19 protein-coding genes and 1 tRNA gene are annotated in these 19,570 nt (G+C 33.0%); 5 read left to right on the top strand and 15 right to left on the bottom strand.

From position 1 onward, the window contains the following. The first annotated feature begins 102 nt into the window (after window positions 1–102). Window positions 103–234: a hypothetical protein gene (locus tag ACEN2I_RS03455; RefSeq protein ID WP_441764727.1), complete on the top strand. Its 132-nt coding sequence runs from the start codon at window positions 103–105 to the stop codon at window positions 232–234. Between the two features lie 435 nt (window positions 235–669). Here the strand turns inward: ACEN2I_RS03455 and ACEN2I_RS03450 are convergent, their stop codons facing one another. Both ACEN2I_RS03450 and ACEN2I_RS03445 read right to left on the bottom strand, forming a co-directional pair. Beyond that, a complete protein-coding gene (locus tag ACEN2I_RS03450) occupies window positions 670–1,278 on the bottom strand; it encodes a YkgJ family cysteine cluster protein (protein WP_441764726.1) in 609 nt (202 codons plus the stop codon). Window positions 1,279–1,399: 121 nt separating this feature from the next. Further along, window positions 1,400–1,819: a DoxX family protein gene (locus tag ACEN2I_RS03445; protein ID WP_441764725.1), complete on the bottom strand. Its 420-nt coding sequence runs from the start codon at window positions 1,817–1,819 to the stop codon at window positions 1,400–1,402. A gap of 297 nt (window positions 1,820–2,116) precedes the next feature. On the opposite strand from ACEN2I_RS03445, the gene ACEN2I_RS03440 reads away from it, so the two are divergent. Beyond that, on the top strand, window positions 2,117–3,346 hold the full coding sequence (locus tag ACEN2I_RS03440) for a TMEM143 family protein (RefSeq protein ID WP_441764724.1): 1,230 nt from the start codon (window positions 2,117–2,119) through the stop codon (window positions 3,344–3,346). Window positions 3,347–3,934: 588 nt separating this feature from the next. Here the strand turns inward: ACEN2I_RS03440 and ACEN2I_RS03435 are convergent. From ACEN2I_RS03435 to ACEN2I_RS03425, 3 genes are all read right to left on the bottom strand, one after another. Next, entirely contained in the window at window positions 3,935–4,480 is a 546-nt protein-coding gene (locus ACEN2I_RS03435) for a DUF4494 domain-containing protein (RefSeq protein ID WP_441764723.1), read from the bottom strand. Between the two features lie 148 nt (window positions 4,481–4,628). Further along, a complete protein-coding gene (locus ACEN2I_RS03430) occupies window positions 4,629–4,967 on the bottom strand; it encodes a hypothetical protein (protein WP_441764722.1) in 339 nt (112 codons plus the stop codon). Further along, the gene (locus ACEN2I_RS03425; RefSeq protein ID WP_441764721.1) at window positions 4,957–5,838 is read right to left on the bottom strand and encodes a hypothetical protein; all 882 of its coding nucleotides are present in this window, start codon (window positions 5,836–5,838) and stop codon (window positions 4,957–4,959) included. Before ACEN2I_RS03425 ends, ACEN2I_RS03430 begins: the two co-directional genes overlap by 11 nt. 253 nt (window positions 5,839–6,091) lie before the next feature. Here ACEN2I_RS03425 and ACEN2I_RS03420 point away from each other — a divergent pair, with 253 nt between their 5' ends. The 3 genes from ACEN2I_RS03420 to ACEN2I_RS03410 are packed head-to-tail and all read left to right on the top strand — an operon-like array spanning window position 6,092 to window position 7,834. After that, window positions 6,092–6,565: an Mpo1 family 2-hydroxy fatty acid dioxygenase gene (locus ACEN2I_RS03420; RefSeq protein ID WP_441764720.1), complete on the top strand. Its 474-nt coding sequence runs from the start codon at window positions 6,092–6,094 to the stop codon at window positions 6,563–6,565. A 21-nt stretch (window positions 6,566–6,586) separates the two neighbouring features. Next, window positions 6,587–7,066, top strand: coding sequence for a DinB family protein (locus tag ACEN2I_RS03415; protein WP_441764719.1), 480 nt, complete (start codon window positions 6,587–6,589; stop codon window positions 7,064–7,066). Window positions 7,067–7,087: 21 nt separating this feature from the next. Next, complete coding sequence (locus ACEN2I_RS03410; protein ID WP_441764718.1) at window positions 7,088–7,834, top strand: hypothetical protein; 747 nt, start codon at window positions 7,088–7,090, stop codon at window positions 7,832–7,834. A gap of 151 nt (window positions 7,835–7,985) precedes the next feature. Here the strand turns inward: ACEN2I_RS03410 and ACEN2I_RS03405 are convergent. The 10 genes from ACEN2I_RS03405 to mraY form a co-directional block, all read right to left on the bottom strand. Continuing rightward, window positions 7,986–8,059: transfer RNA gene (locus tag ACEN2I_RS03405), tRNA-Arg, on the bottom strand. 20 nt (window positions 8,060–8,079) lie between these two features. Further along, the gene (locus ACEN2I_RS03400) at window positions 8,080–8,529 is read right to left on the bottom strand and encodes a GatB/YqeY domain-containing protein (RefSeq protein ID WP_074659845.1); all 450 of its coding nucleotides are present in this window, start codon (window positions 8,527–8,529) and stop codon (window positions 8,080–8,082) included. A 200-nt stretch (window positions 8,530–8,729) separates the two neighbouring features. Continuing rightward, complete coding sequence (ftsZ, locus tag ACEN2I_RS03395; RefSeq protein ID WP_441764717.1) at window positions 8,730–10,712, bottom strand: cell division protein FtsZ; 1,983 nt, start codon at window positions 10,710–10,712, stop codon at window positions 8,730–8,732. A gap of 84 nt (window positions 10,713–10,796) precedes the next feature. Continuing rightward, window positions 10,797–12,206 (bottom strand): cell division protein FtsA, encoded by a 1,410-nt coding sequence (gene ftsA, locus ACEN2I_RS03390; protein WP_441764716.1) that lies wholly within the window; start codon window positions 12,204–12,206, stop codon window positions 10,797–10,799. 6 nt (window positions 12,207–12,212) lie between these two features. Beyond that, on the bottom strand, window positions 12,213–12,935 hold the full coding sequence (locus ACEN2I_RS03385; protein ID WP_441764715.1) for a cell division protein FtsQ/DivIB: 723 nt from the start codon (window positions 12,933–12,935) through the stop codon (window positions 12,213–12,215). Then, complete coding sequence (gene murC / locus ACEN2I_RS03380) at window positions 12,922–14,271, bottom strand: UDP-N-acetylmuramate--L-alanine ligase (protein WP_441764714.1); 1,350 nt, start codon at window positions 14,269–14,271, stop codon at window positions 12,922–12,924. Before murC ends, ACEN2I_RS03385 begins: the two co-directional genes overlap by 14 nt. 153 nt (window positions 14,272–14,424) lie before the next feature. Further along, window positions 14,425–15,510, bottom strand: coding sequence for an undecaprenyldiphospho-muramoylpentapeptide beta-N-acetylglucosaminyltransferase (gene murG / locus ACEN2I_RS03375; RefSeq protein WP_441764713.1), 1,086 nt, complete (start codon window positions 15,508–15,510; stop codon window positions 14,425–14,427). A gap of 46 nt (window positions 15,511–15,556) precedes the next feature. Further along, window positions 15,557–16,867: an FtsW/RodA/SpoVE family cell cycle protein gene (locus tag ACEN2I_RS03370; protein WP_441764712.1), complete on the bottom strand. Its 1,311-nt coding sequence runs from the start codon at window positions 16,865–16,867 to the stop codon at window positions 15,557–15,559. 59 nt (window positions 16,868–16,926) lie between these two features. Continuing rightward, a complete protein-coding gene (murD, locus tag ACEN2I_RS03365) occupies window positions 16,927–18,258 on the bottom strand; it encodes a UDP-N-acetylmuramoyl-L-alanine--D-glutamate ligase (protein WP_441764711.1) in 1,332 nt (443 codons plus the stop codon). Continuing rightward, window positions 18,259–19,494, bottom strand: a complete 1,236-nt coding sequence (gene mraY / locus ACEN2I_RS03360) for a phospho-N-acetylmuramoyl-pentapeptide-transferase (RefSeq protein WP_441764710.1) — start codon at window positions 19,492–19,494, stop codon at window positions 18,259–18,261. It lies immediately after the preceding gene. Window positions 19,495–19,570: the final 76 nt, after the last annotated feature.

Genomic DNA, 19,570 nt, shown 5'->3' with positions numbered 1-19,570 from the left:
ATTTTGCGCTCCGGCATAAACAAAACGATGCGATGGATTATTTACTAAAACCTATTTCTTTCGAAAAATTCTCTAAGTAATAGAAAAAGGGAAAAGAAACACGTGAAAAAAGAAGAAAATATGACCGGAAAAACACTTTCTATTTGTGCAAAAGGCCAAATGATGAACATTCCGTTCACGGATATTATTTACATAGAAAGTCTTGGCAATTACGATGAAACTATACAGCCCTAAACTAAATTTACCTTTAATTTTTTTTATGGTTCGATCTCTAATATTGACTTAAAATAGTAATAACTTTATTTAGTGCATCACATGTTATTTCTAAATAAAGTTATATTTTAATCCACTATGACTTTTGGTTTGTGGTTTCCCAAAAAATGAAGAAATCATAATTGATGAAAATGATTTGCCTTATGCGAAGGAAATTTAACTTGGAAAAATGAAAATTTTCAGCTTCAAAATTCTGTTAGTGAAATTATAGCGTTTGAGCTCATACTCTATAATTAAATTTAAAAATAAAAAATTATCTAACCAATTCAAAGCATATTTTGATGAAGCCATAAACTTTGAGGAATTCACACCCAGAATAAACTTAACGTCGACAAATTGTAAATCTGCAGTATTATTGTATCTCAATTTTATCAAATCATTTCGTAAAATTAACTTCTAAGCAATATTTGCTAATCCACTTGGAAAAGGTCGATAAGCATAATACGATAACACTTCTTCAATCGCCATTTTTAATGCTTCGTTTATGGGTAATAGAATAACTCCCATTCTAAGATCAATTTGTGCCAGTCGCATATAATAATCAGAGAAAATAGGTACATATATTTCTTTGTTAATCATTTTTTCCGTTTTGGTAAAATTTTGAGTTTGCTGCTCTTTTATTATTTTGCAAGTAGTTAATCGCAATTTGCCAAACTTGTCGGTATTTGCTGCATAGCCAAAAAGGCGACATACTAAACCTCGGTAACGATAATTGCTACAACTTCCTTTTTGATATTCAAATAGGGAAATTGACTTATATAAATGACAGTTATTTTCGTTATTATTTCTTAGTTCAACTAGTGTTCCTTCTGCTTTTCCATTCAAAAACAAATGAAATGCCCAAGGCAAAAATTCTAAAGGCGAAGCTTCAATGTTGGGTGTAGAACAGCATTTTCCACAGCCGGCGTTACAATATAGGCGTGACTCTGATTTAAAAGCAGTAATTTCAATTTCAAGACGATCAAATAATGCTTCAACCTGTTTAACTTTCGCTTCTATCGCCATCTTTTTTGTGTAAGGTAGACTAATAGAAATGGCTTATGCCAGATTAGTATTTTTATTATGATTATAAAACTCAAATTACAGACTTTAAGTCTTTGAAATTTCATGATACTGATTGCCTCCTTTAAGAAATTTTTTCTTTTAAAAAAGTAATCGCTCCGGTAGACCACAACGCAAGAAAAATCAAAACAGGCTGAAAAAACAACCGAATCAAACGAGCCTGATCTGTATCGAGACCAAAAGCAGATGTTCCGTTTAGATATTGCGCGATGTTACCCGGAAAAACCAATAGGTAAAATACAGCCAGTGCGATTCCGAAATATACCCGATATTTTTTTAGAAACAGTATACCAAGACCCAAAGTAATTTCTACAATTCCGGAAAGTATGACAACCAGATCTTTATTCATTGGAACCCAATTTGGGACTTGTGCCTGAAAATCGGCTCTCTGAAAAGTAAAGTGACCAATGGCGGCCGTTATCATAAAGATTCCCAGCAATATTCTAAAGAAATTTTGAGTTTTGGTAGTTTGTATGTTTTCCATTTCAGCTGTTTATATAATTAGAACATTTTATTAACAAATAATCTTACTCAAATTTACCAATAACAATTCATAAACTTTTGCATTGTTTTCATAAAATTGTTTTGTAATCTCCATATTTACTAATCTCTTGTAACAATCCTCTCCTTGTATTAAAAACATTGCCTAAAAATTGATTTACCTAAATCTAAAGGGTCGTATCTTTTCATTTAAAAAAATACTTAATTTCCACACTTAAATCAAATTTCGGATGGTATTTTTGCTTTTCAAATGCCGCGACAAATAAAAGCCCAAATCAATATGACACGAGAACATTACATTCCCTTTAACAAGGAATTCTTACTCGAGCAACAAATAGCTGCTTTTGGAGAAGATCAAAGAAAAGCAGAAAATTTTAAAAAATTATTCGACATTATCGAACATTATTATCATTATGAAGCTTTTAATCTTAATCGAAATCTAAAACAAAACTACGCCTTATTCGATCCTGATTTAAGCGATAAAGAACGTGAAGGTTTTACGGGCAAAAGTGATTTTTCAATATTTAAACAAACACTTCAAAAAGTTTTAGAAAATGGAAACTATCGTATTGTAAATCAGGAAACTTTAGACAAAGCTCTTAATGATTCAGATTTAATTGGTTTAAAACTTTCGATAGACTTTAATGCCTACAAAGAATATGAATTGTATGTTCGCGGACATCACAAAGCAAAAGAAAAAGTTACCAAATATATTTTCTGGAAGAAAGAAATAGAGATTGAATACTATGATCGAGTTATGATTTACCTGAATTATAATGAAGCTGATTATCTTTCAAAAGAAAAAGTAAAATTAGGAAAGATGCCTGTTGATCCGGGATCGATTGTCCTAAAAATCTTTAAGCGTGTACCCAAAAATGACTTAGAAACCATTTTTCCAAATGCGATTCCGAGAATGTCCACAACTGATAAACTGCTGCTTTGGGTACCTGGAATTTTTGGTGGAATTTCATTATTGAGCGCAAAAGTAATTCCGGCTTTAATAAATATGTATGGAGCTTATGAAACGGGCGAGGCTATTGATTTATTAAACAGCAAAACTTCCTTAAATCAGGGATTAATTGCATTGGGTATTTTATCTGCTTATTGCTTTCGCCAGTACAACAATTTTGTAAACAAGAAAATCAGATATTCAAAAATGCTTTCGGATAGTCTGTACTTTAAAAATCTGGGAAATAATAGCGGTGCTTTTTATTCTCTTTTAAACTCATCTGAAGAAGAAGTTCTTAAGGAAACTATTTTAGCATATGCCTTTTTACACAAAAGTAAAAATCCGTTAACAGCTGAAGAAATTGATAATCAAATTGAGTCCTGGTTTAAAACTAAACTACAGACAGAACTTGATTTTGATGTAAAAGATGCTCTATTGAAATTAAAAAACATTGGCCTTGGTATAGAATCCAATGGCAAATGGGAAGTTATTCCCTTAGAGAAAGCACTAATTCAAATTGATGAATTGTGGGATAATGCCTTTGATTATAATCAAAGATAATTCTCTGAAGTTCTTTTCAACTCATGTGCAATTGTTTTGATTGCACATTATTTTTTGCTATAAATCATCTTAAATCTTATGCCATCATTAGCAAACACTTGTAATATGGTCAAATAAAATCTTAACTTAAAAAAATAGTGTATTTTATCGATTTATTTTGCAGTTTATCGATTTAATTCGTAATATTGACTCGTTAAAAAAATGAATAATTTTTATTAAAAAATGATTTTAAACTAAAATATTTCCGTTTTTTATCTATTTAAACAACAAGATATTTAAAATAAAAGTTAAAACAAAAATTTATTCAAATATAATTAACAAATATTTAATTTAAAAAACAAAACTATGACAAAAAAAATGCTTCTCAGTCTCTGGATTTCATTTCTTTTAGTTGCAATTTTTGTTCTTGTTTTGGAAAAATGGATGAAACTATAAATTATGTAGTTTACAATGCATTCTTGTTAAAAACCATTTTAACATTGTCCCCCAAACAATATAAAATGCTTACTAAAGAAAAAAGAGAACTTTAAAGTTCTCTTTTTTCTTTTATACGTTTTTTATCCATCTAAAATATTATCTATTTGGAAATTATTCAGTCTCTGCTTCAATCAAATCCTCTCCTGCTTCTCCTGCAGAAACCAATTCAGGTTTAGATGCTTTCAGAGTATTGAATCTTTCTAACTGCTCCAATTCTTCTTCTTCACCACTAAAATAGGGAAATACATCCATAATTGGCGACTCTGAAATTGCCGGAATAGTATAATCACCCATAGTGTTTTTCATTACACTGACAGTATTATCATAAGCTTCTCTCAAATCATTTGCCTGTACCAGCAGGTACATATTTGTTTTACGTTCTTTTCCGCTTTCCTCATCAAAGGCTATTAAAGAAACTTTTGATTTAAACCAACGGTCTGCATTTTCAAAAGGATGAATTTCAGCATAATTTGCCACTTTTATATTCGTGATTTTAAACTCTTCACTCACATAAGCCTTCATTTCTTCATTAATTCTGCTTTCAGCTTCTGTATACGATATTGCATCTACCAAATAAGGCTCTGTTGTAACCTTTTGTGATCCAATATCATCAGTTTTTCTATATTTTACTTTGCATTCGTACCAAATCGCGCTCATTTTTCTCTATTTTTTAAGGAAGTCAAAGATAGATTTTAAAGCAGAAAAAACCTGAATTTCAGAAAATAGATATTCACAATTTGAGATGATTTCCAGCACTGAACTTTTTCTGGTTTTGGAACTCATTAATTAACAACCAAAAAGACTTTTATATTGCGAGAACAATTAAAATTCTCCCGACCAGATTGATAACTGAGGTTGTCAAATCCACAATTTCATTAACGTTGTTAAGTTTTTTGAGACTCTTGGTTAAATTATCGGCTTCTTCTTTTGCAACAGTTGTAAGTTGTATGTAACGATGATTGTTTTCGTCAAGTTCTCGTTGCAAAATTTTAAAATAAGAGTCACGAAGCGCGTCATATTCTTCTTCCAGTTTTTCGACGGCAGCTTCTCCTCCTGCCTGATAGGCGGTTTGCAAAAGCTGGCTTCTTTTGCTATTAAATTGACTAATAGCGGCAGACAATGATTTTTTTAGTTCAGTTTGCATCTTGCTTATCTTTTAGAAGTTCTTCAATTTTGTTTAATGATGAAATAACGCTGCTAATATCCGTGGCTTGCTTAGACATTTCAGCATGGGTTTTATTTAGTTCTTGAAGCGCCTTTCCAAAAGCTGTTAATTGTTGTTTCAAATCATTTTTCTGCTTCATTATTTCATCTCTGTTACTCAATCTGTACATTAAAATAATCGTAGCACTGTCACTATAAGGTTCCATACTGCTTTGAGAAATTTTATTTACATCATATCGTTTAGAATCAACCGTGCTTAATCCGTCAGAATAAGAATTATATACAAGATCCAGATATTCGTCCCAGATGGGTTTATCGTCATTCCATAACTCTAAATAAACCTGAGACAGACTGTACAATATTTCGTTATGCTTTTTTATTTCTTTGGCCTGAACCGTTTGTGTAATGATGCTAAAAATATTGGGGAGTTTGCCTCTTATATCTTCCGGCAAATCAGGTATTTTAGCTATTGCATTATAACTATTCTCCAAAGAGATCAAAGCTTCTTTTGATCTATCGGAAAATTTACTATCTGTCAGCAGATTAAACTCTGTATAGACGGTTAATAATTTTTGATACGCTTCTATTCTTGGCTGCAATTGATTTGAGAAATCCGAAGCTTTTGTATCCGGCAATTTCATTGTTGAAGGATTTGGATTTGTAAGCACTTTAATCTTGTCCTGTTGCGATTTATCAATACCAGACTGATCCAATAATGACGAATAGACGGTTAGCGCTTTTTGCGAAACGTCTATACCCTTTGTTGCTGTTGCGCCTCCTAAATCAATAACTTTGGAAGAAGAACAAGACGACAACAACACTAATAATAAGAGGATCTTAAGCCATTTCATATCTTTAAATTTTATTTTTTTTAATAAAAGTGTAAATCACCTATTATTTGCTTTTTTACAGACTTTTAACATATAAGGAATAAAATTACAAAAAAGGCTGAATAAACAAAAAGAAATCGAACTGTTTCCAGCAAAACATTTCGTCATAACAACAAACATAAACGGCTATTTTTCAATAAATTACTATTTAAAATTTACCTGTATAAAATTCAAAATTTTTATTAGATTTACTAAACTAACTTAAACCCAAAACATGAGAACATTAGAACAATGGTTTAATGAATATGCCGTAAGTCATCAAAACCCAAAAAATAAAGCAATACATTATATATGTGTTCCGGCCATTTACTTTTCGATAGTAGGATTATTAATGAGTATTCCGAGTGGTCTTATTGCCAATGTTTTAAAATTCAATGCCCCAATAATCGAAAATTGGGCTGTAGCAGTATTGCTTTTTGTACTTGTTTTTTACATCCGTTTGTCTGTTGCCATGGCTATTAAAATTGCTTTTTTTTCGGCAATTTGTTTGGTTGCTAATTATTATATTGGGCAGGTTTTACCTTTATGGATATTCTCAGTTGGCGTATTTATCATCGCCTGGATCGGGCAATTCTATGGACATAAAATTGAAGGCAAAAAACCTTCTTTTTTAAAAGACCTTCAGTTTTTAATGATTGGACCGGCCTGGGTTGTGGAAAATTTATTTTCTAAGAAACAATCTTCTTGAGATAACATTTAATATTTCGCTATGGAATGCTCATCAATATATTCTAAAGAACAATATGAATTCGTAAAAGAATCACGAGAAGTATTGTTTGAATTTTGTAAAACAATCTCGCCTGAAGATTTCGTTAACGAAAATACATCATTTGGCCGCGGAGGAAGCATACGAAATCTTTTAGTTCATATTGCAAACACTTACGAATACTGGATAGCCAATATTACTTTTAAAAACAACATACTCTATGCTGAATATGAAAACTTCAAAAACATACAAGATGTTATTATATTATTTGAGGCTATAGATGATTTCATGTTTAAATTTATTTCAGAAATGAATTATTTTAAAAACGAGATATCATATGAAATACAAAACATCAAACGTTCAACAAAACCGTTCAGGCTTTTCAGCCATGTCATTACACATGAATACCACCACAAGGGACAAATTTTATCATTAAGCAGGCATTTAGGGTATACTCCTGTTGATACCGATATTATGAGATAGCTTTATTTTAAAAAAAAAATAATGAAAACGGATAATAAAGAAATTAAGATTGAGAGTTATCATATTTTTACATACAGAAGAATTCGGCGTGCCATTGGTTACCTAGGAATTAGCCTGCCGATACTTTTATTATGTTTATCTTTTATTGCCTTTTTTCAAACTCCGGTTCAACCCTCTATTAGTCATTATTATTATACCAATCTCCGGGAAATTTTTACCGGAACTTTATGTGCTGTCGGTTTATTTTTGATTTGTTATAAAGGTCATGGTAATGTTTCTATTTGGAAAAACGACAATCTGCTGACCAATATTGCCGGAATTATGGCATTGGGTGTAGCATTAGTTCCAACAAATCCTGAGATCAAACTCGATAAAACATATACCCTTATTCCTTTTACCGAAAGATGGATTGGCTGGTGTCATTATGGATTTGCAGCTTTGTTGTTTTTACTATTCGCTTTACAGGCTATTAATGTTTTTACTATTGGACAAGAAAACGAAACGAGAGACCCAAAAAGCATACTGAACGAAAATAATATTTACAGGTTCTGTGGTTATTCCATATTGTTTTTTATAATTATGGTCCCTGTTTCAGAACAACTAAAACTGTTTCCATATTCAACTTTGGTTTTTGAATCCCTTTCTCTTTTTGCTTTTGGAATAGCCTGGCTTATAAAAGGCCGTGCTTTAGGTGATAAAGGTGTAATTGGCAAAAAGTTATATCAGGAAAGTAATATCATTGATACAGAAAAAGTTTTTGAAGAATAGATAACCTTTTAAAACCAAAAGCCAAAACCAAGACAGAAGCAGCATTCTTTGAATGCCTTCTTTTATAAAAAGAAAAGATATAGCGGATGCCTGAAAATAGTTTCTAAATAAAAAAAGACAAAAAAGAGAAATTCTTCTTTGTCCTTTAAAGTGACCGCGGAGGGGTTCGAACCCCCAACCCTCAGAGCCGAAATCTGATATTCTATCCAGTTGAACTACGCGGTCAAAATATTTAATTTACAAATTTATACTAAAAGCTTCTTTACAATTGCAGAAATAGTTTTTCCTTCTGCTGTTCCGCCTAATTGTGCAGAAGCCAATCCCATGACTTTTCCCATTGATGCAATTCCTGAAGCTCCAGTTTCAGCAATGATTTTTGCTACTACTGCCTCTACTTCTTCTTCACTTAATTGAGCTGGTAAAAACTTTTCAATTACAGCAACCTGAGCCAATTCTGGTTCAGCTAAGTCAGGACGATTTTGTTCTGTAAAAATTCTTGCACTTTCTTTACGTGTTTTTACTAATCTTTGAAGCAATTTAACTTCGTCGTCTTCTGTTAATTCTTCTTTAGAGCCGGAAGCTGTAGCGGCTAATAACATTTCAGATTTAATAGCTCTTAATGCTTCTAACGCAACTGTGTCTTTTGCTCTCATGGCGGTTTTAATCTCGTCCATGATTAGTGTTTGTAAACTCATTTTATTTTTTTATTTAAATAAGCAATGCTTAAAAATTATTTAGATTTTAAAATTCGCTCCTAATCTTCTCGAACTGACAATAAAATTAATTTTATCAGCCAGATATAAATGTTAGGTTTTGAAATTCTGTGCGAAGATAAAAAAAATAACCCGAAAATTAAATCCAATTTTCGGGTTATCCTAATATTATGAATGTACAATTAATCTACGTTGTCGTGCAAAAAAGAATTGTTTGAACGCAATTGCAAATCATTATTACTGTCTGTTCCTACTGAGATTCTTGAATTGGTGTTATTTGATTGTGAATTCGATAAATCGATTCCTAATCTTTTATAAGCCGGTTCTTTTTCAAGCTCATCAATTCTGGAAACATTATTATGAAATTTATAATTAAATTCTTTTAATTTCTTTCTTCTTTCTTCCGCTCTTAAGCGTAAAGTTTCCTCGATTGTCAATTCCATCGGAGAAGCATTTGAAGTCGATGAAACATCAGGTTCGCTGGCAAATTCAACTCTTGGTTTCAAGGTAATATTTAATTCCTCAGGAACAACATCTTCCATCACTTTTTCAACTGGTTTCGATGCCATTAAATCATTCTCAACCTCCATATATTCTTCTAACGAATATTTGATGATTCCGTTTTCAGAAAGTTCTGTCACCGGTACAAATGAAACCGGTTCATTTACTTTTATATTACGGGTTTCATTTGTCAATTCGAATAAAATTTTATTATCCTCAACAATAGGCTCTTTTTTTACTTCCGGTTCAGCTCTAAATAGAGGTAAGTCAAATGAAAAAGTAGTCTGCTCTTCTCTTTCAAAAATTCTTTGTTCAACTTGTTTTCTCTCTTGAAAAGATTGCACTTCCGGAGTAGAAATAGTAAAATCGATATCTGTAATTGGCGAAACGATTTCAAAAGTAACATCAAGATTTTTAATAAACTCAGACATTACCACCAATTCTTCCTGATTAATCGTCGGGGAAACCACAACTGGAGGTACAGAATTTGGCACTACCGGAGCTGTTGTATCCCCCATTAAATCGAAAACAATTTTTTCCTCTGATTTTACAGAAGGTGTTTCAGCATTTAAGTCGAAAGAAGTAACTGATCTATTTGTTAAATTATGAACACTTCTTTGCTCATCTTCTAACGTATGGATAATTTTTTTAGGCTCTGTATTTACGATCTCATTTTGTTGTTCAACATCAAAACCAGTAGCGATGATCGTTACAGCAATAGCTTCACCAAGAGTTTCGTCTTCACCAACTCCCATGATGATATTCGCGTTGTAACCAGCCTCTGCCTGAATATGGTCATTGATTTCTCCAATTTCATCAAGCGTAATCTCATTTGATCCAGAAACGATAAGCAACAATACGTTTTTGGCTCCTGTAATTTTATTGTCGTTTAACAATGGAGAATCCAATGCTGAAATAATAGCATCTTTTGCTCTGTTTTCACCTTCAGAAACAGAAGATCCCATGATCGCAGTTCCACTGTTTGCCAAAACAGTTCTTGCATCACGTAAATCGATATTTTGAGTATAGTGGTGCGTAATTACTTCAGCAATACCTCTTGAGGCTGTTGCTAAAACTTCATCTGCTTTAGAAAATCCTGCTTTAAAACCAAGATTTCCATATACTTCTCTTAACTTATTATTATTGATTACGATTAGAGAATCTACTTGCTTACGTAACTTTTCGATACCCAAAAGCGCTTGTTCCTGACGTACTTTGCCTTCAAACTGAAAAGGAATTGTTACAATACCAACTGTCAAAATTTCTCTTTCTTTTGCCAATTGCGCAATTACCGGAGCTGCTCCTGTACCTGTTCCTCCACCCATACCAGCGGTAATAAATACCATCTTAGTATTACGGTCTAACATTTTTTCAATGTCAGCAATACTTTCAATAGCAGATTGCTGTCCAACATCAGGATTTGCTCCTGCTCCCAGACCTTCTGTTAAATTTACCCCTAACTGAATTTTATTTGGCACGGAACTATTTTGTAATGCTTGTGAATCTGTATTACAAACGATAAAATCCACACCCTTTATTCCTTGTTGAAACATGTGGTTAATAGCGTTACTTCCGCCTCCTCCTACACCTATTACTTTGATTACATTTGATTGGTTTTTTGGTAAATCAAATGAAATACTTCCAAATTCTGAGTTGCTCATCATCTTTTTGGTTTTTGAAATTCTTATTTAATACATTTTTTACTTCTTGACTTGGGGCCAAAAAAGTAATCCTTTTCTCTCACTATATTATTCTGCGTTGTCTAAAAAATCTTTGATTTTATCAACATATCTGTCAAAAAATGATCTTCTGATTTTTACTTCTGTAGATTCCTCAACGGCAACATTATTTTTAACATCTCCTGATTGCTCAAAAGTTTCAACTCTTTCAACGTAGTTTTCTTCAACTTCGTATCGCTGTTTCGTTACAGGAGGAACATTTTTGTAAACAACTCTTGGCTGCTCGTTTACCACCTCCACTCTAACAGCACTTTCTGTACTGTTTTCAATACTATTCATTACCAATCCAACCGCAGTTGCAAATAATGGACTGGAAATTTCTTCACTTGAGTTACCTGCTAAATGCTCATTAGGATATCCAATTCTGGTATCCATACCAGTAATGTATTCAACTAATTGTTTGATATGTTTTAGTTGTGCACCACCACCTGTAAGCACAATTCCTGCAATCAGTTTTTTACGTGGATCTTCGTGCCCATAAGCTTTAATTTCAGCAAAAACCTGTTCAACAATTTCCACAACACGTGCGTGAATAATTTTAGATAGGTTCTTAAGTGAAATTTCTTTTGGTTCTCTTCCTCTTAAACCCGGAATAGAAACAATTTCGTTGTCTTTATTTTCTCCTGGCCATGCAGATCCAAATTTTATTTTTAAAAGCTCAGCCTGTTTTTCAATAATAGAACATCCTTCTTTAATATCTTCTGTAATTACATTTCCTCCGAAAGGAATTACTGCTGTATGACGAATGATTCCATCTTTAAAAATGGCTAAATCTGTTGTTCCGCCACCGATATCGATAAGGGCTACACCAGCTTCTTTTTCTTCCTGACTTAAAACGGCATCGGCAGAGGCCAATGGCTCTAATGTCAAACCGGACAATTCAATTCCTGAACTCTGAATACATCTTCCAACATTTCTGATAGAGGAAGCCTGACCAACAACTACGTGAAAACTGGATTCTAATCTTCCTCCGTACATTCCAATTGGCTCTTTTATTTCAGATTGTCCGTCAATTTTAAACTCTTGTGGCAAAACATGAATAATTTCCTCTCCCGGTAACATGGCCAGTTTATTTACCTGGTCAATCAAAAGCTGAATATCTTTTTCACCAATTACTTCTTCCGGATTGCTTCGGCTAATGTAATCGGTATGCTGTATACTTCTAATGTGCTGGCCGGCAATGCCCACAACAACATCTTTAATTTTGTAACCTGAGTTAGTTTCGGCTTCAAGAATAGCTTGCTGAATCGATTGAATAGTTTGCGTAATGTTGTTTACAACACCTCTAGCAACACCCAAACTTTTGGATTTACCAATACCCAAAATTTCCAATTTTCCATACTCATTCTTCTTGCCTATCATGGCAACTATTTTGGTTGTTCCAATATCTAGACCTACTGCAATATTATCTTTTTCCATTTTCTATTATTTTGTGCAAACTACTTGTTCCGTAAACCTGAGATCAATCTTACTATATTTATATAACGAACTATCTAAAACAGCTTTTTGAAAAAAGGCTTTATAATTCCTGAATTTTTCATCCACATTCATTGTCCTTCCAAAATCAATGAAGTAATTATAATTTCTATTAAACATTTTTAAGCTACCATTAGGCATAATTTCTATTGCAATGATGTTTTTTTTCAAAAACGCATCGTCATAAATTGTGCGAAATAAAGTAGCTAAATCTTCGTTATTTTTTTTATTTATTGTTCCCGAAACAAGAGGAACACGCGCTGTAAAATTGTCTGACAAAGGCATTTTATTTCCCTCATAGTCAATATAGAAAGAGCTCACACCATCATAAACTCTTACTATTGGTGTTCTCTGTTTTACCCGCGCTTTGAGAACTCCATCGATACTTACAAAAACATCCGACTTTTCAATCATGTCTTGCGTATCAAGGCTTTTTTCTATTTTATTCAAATCTAACTCATCTTTTCGGATACTGGAAGCGTCACTTTTATTTTCTATCAACAATTTATTAACCGTTTCCGGCTTCACGAAAAGCGTATTTTCCCCTACAAAAACAACCATGGATTTTTTCAATTTTCTTTCTCCGTTACGATGCTGAGCAAACGAATACAAAAAAAGAACAAGCCCAAAAATGAGAACCAATCGAATATTTGTCCAATTAAATATTTTCATTTAGCATTTTTTTAATTGATGGAACCATTTCTCCAATATCTCCAGCTCCAATTGTTACAATTATTGGCGCATCGCTGATTTTAATTTGCGCTAATAAATCATTTTTTGCAACAATTTTTTTGTTCGAATTTGTCATTTTTCCCAACAGCCATTCTGATGTAATTCCTTCCATCGGTAACTCGCGCGCCGGATAAATATCCATTAAAAGTACTTCATCAAAAGCTGATAAACTTTCTGCAAATCCATCTGCAAAATCTTTTGTTCTGCTAAATAAATGCGGCTGAAAAACAGCTAATACTTTTCTTCCTGGATACAACTCTGTAACTGCCTGATGAACAGCGTTTATTTCAGTTGGATGATGTGCATAATCATCTATATAAACTAAATTTTCAGATTTAATCTGATATGAAAAACGTCTTCTGATTCCGTTGAAAGAAGCAAGCGCTTTTGCAATAGAAAATGTTGGTGTTCCAAAAGTTTTTGACATTGCAATAGCCATCAATGCATTCATTAAATTATGCTTTCCGGGCAATCCAAAACGTAAATCTTTCATGATTTCTGATGGGGTCAGCACATCAAAAACATAACTCCCATTATCAATTCTAACATTAAAAGCCTTATAATCAGCATCCTCATTTATAGCACATTGTACTCCATCAAGAGCTAATTCTTTGGTTATAAAGAGATTTTTTTTATCTTCAATTTTAGAGGCAAAGTCTACAAACGAAGCTTCAATCGCATCACTTGTTCCATAAATATCCAAATGATCTGCATCCATCGATGTTACACAGGCAATATTTGGATGCAAATGTAAAAATGACCTATCGAATTCGTCTGCTTCTACAACCGTTACGGTTTTTCCGCTTCCAATTAAATTTGAATTATAATTTTCTACAATTCCTCCCACAAAAGCGGTCACATCAGCACCACTTTCATGCAATATATGTCCCAAAATACTAGATGTTGTTGTTTTTCCGTGTGTTCCAGCAACTGCAAAACAAAAGGTGTCTTTTGTGATGATTCCTAAAACTTCAGCGCGCTTTTTTACTTGGTATTGTCTTTCTACAAAGTAATTCCACTCTGAATGTGTCATAGGTACAGCAGGTGTAAAAATAACCAACGTATTTTCAACGAAATAATCACTTGGAATTAAGCTAATATTATCCTCAAAATGAATATCAATACCACTTTTTATCAATTCATTTGTAAGCATTGAAGGCGTTTTGTCATAACCTGTAACCTGTTTTCCAATATATTTGAAATAACGGGCCAAAGCACTCATTCCGATGCCTCCGATACCGATAAAATAAACGTTTTGTATTTGATTTAAATTCATTTCTATTTAATTTTGAGCTATTTACCCGTCAATCCATTTCATAAAAAACTAGTAATTAAGCCTTTGTAATTTTCTTACTTTAATAACTCAAAACGCTTAAAAATAGCGTTCTAATTTTTTTATTCTGTTCTATAATTTTCGTAAAAAGTTATATTATAACAACTTTTTAATTTCCTCTACAATAACTTTTACAGCGTCTGGTTTTGCTAACTTTTTGATATTTTCACTTAATTGCTTTTGTTTTCCAAAATCTTTCAATAAAGCTTCAAAAACAATGCTAAACTGACTTTCTAATTCTGATTCTTTCAATAAAATAGCACCTTTTGCATCTACAATTGCCTGTGCGTTTTTAGTCTGATGATCTTCAGCTACATTTGGAGAAGGAACAAAAATTACCGGTTTTCCAACAATGCATAATTCCGAAACCGATGATGCTCCAGCACGTGAAATAACCACATCCGCTGCAGCGTAAACAAAATCCATTCTTTCAATAAAATCGACTACTCTTACGCTTTGCTGATTGTGTTTTTTATAATCGTCAAAATATAATTTCCCGCATTGCCATAATATTTGAACATCCTGCGAAAGAAAATTTTGCAATTCTTTTTCAATTAACTGATTGACTCTTCTCGCACCTAAACTTCCTCCTAAAACTAACAATGTTTTTTTATCCGGATCTAAGCCATAAAATGCTATTGCTTCGTCACGTTTGCTTTCAATATCAATTAAATCCTGACGAACCGGATTTCCAGTTAAAACAATTTTTCCTTTTGGAAAAAACCGCTCTAAATTCTCATAGGCGACACAAATTGCATTTGCTCTTTTGCTTAGCAACTTATTGGTAATTCCGGGAAATGAATTCTGTTCCTGAATTAATGTCGGAATTCCCGCCTGACCTGCAGCTTGTAATAAAGGCCCACTTGCGAAACCACCTGTTCCTATTACTGCATTTGGCTTGAATTGCCTAATAATCCTTCTTGATTCTAATAAACTTGTTGCCAATTTTAAAGGAAACATTAAGTTTTGCAAGGTTAATTTTCTTTGTAAACCCGCAATCCAAAGTCCTTTTATCTCATAACCAGCCTGAGGCACTTTTTGCATTTCCATTTTATCTTTAGCACCTACAAAAAGAAATTCAGCATCAGGAAATTGTAATTTTAACTCATTAGCAATCGCAATTGCAGGATAAATATGTCCTCCTGTCCCACCGCCGCTTAGTATGAATTTATACTTTGTCATATTTTTTTTAAAGGTTATAGCATTTAAAACTATTCTCTTTTGAATTTTATTTATTTAATACTGCATTCATCGGATTTCTTGAATTATCTTCGATTGAATACATTCCCTCTTCTTGATATATTACATCAGCAGGTAAATCTTCTTCTGATAATTCTTTATCAATTAACCTCTGAAGCGCTTCTTTTCTTCTTTCTTTTTCTTGTTGTTCTTCTACAATTTCTTCGTCTTTTTTAGTTACACTAATAATGATTCCAAGAGAAAAACAAGTCATCCAGATTGAACTACCCCCACTACTTATTAACGGAAGCGTTTGTCCCGTTACCGGCAACAGCTCAACAGCTACCGCCATATTGATCATAGCCTGAAATATCATTGGAAAACCGAGTCCGACGACTACTAATTTTCCAAAAAGAGTATTTGCCTTATGTGATGCAATTACAAATCGGAACAAAAGCAATAAATACAAAAGCAAAATTGAAACTCCGCCCACAAGACCATATTCTTCTACAACAATTGCATAAATAAAGTCGGAAGATGATTGAGGTAAAAAGTTTTTCTGAACACTTTTCCCTGGTCCTAATCCTCCTAATCTTCCTGATGCAATTGCAATTTTTGCTTTTTCAATTTGATAATCATCTTCGTCAGGTTTGTCTGTTGTAAAATTCATAATACGATTTTCCCAGGTTGATACCCTGCTAAAAAATCTTGAATCCGGAAACGCTTTTGCTACCAATAAAAAAAACATCAGCATTGCAACACCAGAACCTATAATAAAACCGATATATTTTAATGGATATTTACCAATAAAAGTCAGCATAATTACCATTGAAAAAATCAAAGCTGTTGTCGAAAAGTTTGCAGGTAAAATAAGTGCCAGAGTTATAAAAACAGGAATCCAAAGCTGTATTAATGAGACCTGAAAAGGTTCGTTTTCTTCCTTAGTTTTAGATAAATAACGTGCTACAAAAATAAACAGAACAATAGATGCTAAAGTCGAAGTCTGAAATGTAATACCAATAAAAGGCACCTGAATCCAACGACTCGCATTTGCTCCGGCAATTACGGTTCCTTTTAACAAGGTATAAAGCAGCAAAAACCAAACAAAAGGTAAAGCTATTTTTGAAATAGCCCTAAAATAGTGGTACGGCACTTTATGAACCCAATAAATAATCAAAAAACCAATACAGATATGAGCCAGATGTTTTACCAAATACCCTAAAGTATTTCCTGTTCCGTGACCTATGTATGCTAAATTACTACTTGCACTAAAAACAGGCATAAACGAAAACAATGCTAATAAAGCCACAAATGACCATATTACTCTGTCTCCTTTTAGTTTGTTTACTAGTTCTTTCATAATCTTTTGTTTCAGGTTTTATTTGTTTTAAGTTTCACGTTATCGAACTTGAAATTTTTTTATAAGTTATGTACCGCTTGCTTGAATTGCTTTCCACGATCTTCATAGTTTTCGAATAAATCGAAACTTGCGCAGGCTGGAGATAATAAAACGGCATCACCTTTTTCTGTTAATCTTTGTGCTGTCTTTACAGCATCACTCATGTTATTTACTTCTACCATAATATCGACTACGTTGCCAAAAGACTCTATAATTTTATGATTATCAACCCCTAAGCAAATAATTGCTTTTACTTTTTCGCGAACCAATGACATCAATTCGTTGTAATCATTTCCTTTATCAACACCACCCACAATCCAAACTGTTGGAACATTCATACTGTCTAAAGCAAAGAAAGTAGCGTTTACATTTGTTGCTTTTGAATCGTTGATATATTGTACATTTTGAATTTTCAATACTTTTTCTAAACGGTGTTCAACACCTTGAAAATTTGATAAACTTTCGCGTATTGTTGCATTTCTAATTTGCATCAATTTTGCTACAGAGCTTGCTGCCATTGCGTTTTTCATGTTATGTTTTCCTTCTAATGCAATGTATTCTGTTTCCATTGTAAACTCTTCCTGGTTGATCTTTATTTCCATTTTGTTGTTGTTTATAGAAGCCCCTTCATCGAATGTTTCAGACAATGAAAAAGGAATTAATTTTGCTTTTGTTTTATTATTTTTTAACCATTCTGCAATTGCCTCATCATCTGCATCGTAAATGAGATAATCGGTTTCAGTCTGGTTCATTGTTATTCGAAATTTAGAATTAATGTAATTTTCATATTTATATTCGTATCTGTCTAAATGATCCGGACTAATGTTTGTTATTATAGCAATGTCGGGTCTGTATTCAACTATTCCATCAAGCTGAAAACTGCTTAATTCCAGTACATAAGCATCATATTTATTTTCGGCTACCTGCCATGCAAAACTTTTTCCGATATTTCCTCCTAATCCTACATTCAACCCTGCCGATTTCAGTAAATGATGTGTCAGCATTGTAGTGGTAGTTTTTCCATTACTACCTGTTATTCCGATTGTTAAAGCTTCTGTAAACGGTTTAGCAAATTCAATTTCCGAAATCACTTTAACTCCAGCCGCAACAAGCTTTTTTACTATAACAGATTTCTCTGGAATCCCAGGACTTTTCATGACTACATCAGCATTTAAAATCAGGTCTTCAGTATGTTGCTCCTCTTCCCAGGCAATTCCATTAATTATAAGAACTTCTTTGTAACTTTCTTTTATCTTTCCAAAATCCGATACAAAAACATCGTAACCTTTTTTCTTTCCAAGGATTGCAGTGCCTACTCCACTTTCTCCCCCTCCTAAAACTACCAATCTCATCTATCTTAATTTTAAAGTAACGATTGATAATATGGCCAGCATAATAGCAACTATCCAGAATCGGGTAACAATTTTACTCTCATGGTACCCCTTTTTCTGATAATGATGATGTAGTGGAGACATCAGAAAGATTCTACGACCTTCACCAAAACGTTTCTTTGTATATTTAAAATAAGCGACCTGAATAATTACAGAAGCACTTTCTGCAAGGAAAATTCCACAGAATAAAACAATCAATATTTCTTTACGAACCGCAATTGCCAAAACTGCAATAATCCCCCCAATGGTTAAGCTTCCAGTATCTCCCATAAATACTGATGCCGGATAGGAATTGTACCAGAGAAAGCCAATTAATGCCCCTACAAAAGCAGATATAAAAACAGTCATTTCTCCCGAATTGGGGATATACATGATATTGAGATAATTCGAAAAAATAATATTCCCAGAAACAAACGTAAATATACCAAGAGCCAGTACAGATATTGCTGATGTACCTGCCGCAAGTCCATCAATTCCATCGGTCAAATTTGCTCCGTTAGAAACAGCAGTAATAATAAAAATAACAACCGGAATAAAAATCAACCAAGCCCATTTTTCATAACCTTCCCCTGTCCATGCTAAAATTTCAGCATAATCAAACTCATTATTTTTTACAAAAGGAATTGTCGTAGCAGTTGATTTTTCTTCGATTGGAGCAGGCACTATTACTGTTGTATTAACAGTATTTGTTCTAAATACATCCATTCTTCCGGTATCGGTTCTAACTGTAACAGCTGGATTAAAATAAAGAACAGTACCTACAATTAATCCTAAACCTACCTGACCAATGACCTTAAACTTTCCTTTAAGTCCTTCTTTATCTTTTTTGAATATTTTAATATAATCATCCACAAACCCAATTGTCCCCATCCAAAGCGTAGTAACAATAAGCAATACAATGTAAATGTTATGCAAACGGGCAAATAACAAAACCGGTATTAAAGTTGCAAAAATAATAATCAGCCCTCCCATAGTTGGAGTACCTGCCTTTTCATTTTGACCAGCAAGACCTAATTCACGAACAGTTTCTCCAACTTGCTGATTGCGCAAAAAATTGATCACTCGCTTTCCATAAATAGTTGACAAAAGCAATGAAAGCATAAAAGCTAAAGCTGACCTGAAAGTAATGTATTGAAAGACTCCTGCTCCGGGAACATCAAGTATTTTGTTTAAATATTCAAATAAATAGTATAGCATATATCTTGGTTTATTTGGTTAATCGTTGATTTGTTTATTCGTTTTTTTTTGATTTAATAATTATTCGGTTAAACGA

The organism is Flavobacterium sp. W22_SRS_FK3 (assembly GCF_052113665.1).
Classification (GTDB): domain Bacteria; phylum Bacteroidota; class Bacteroidia; order Flavobacteriales; family Flavobacteriaceae; genus Flavobacterium.
This window is presented reverse-complemented; position numbering and strand designations above follow the sequence as displayed.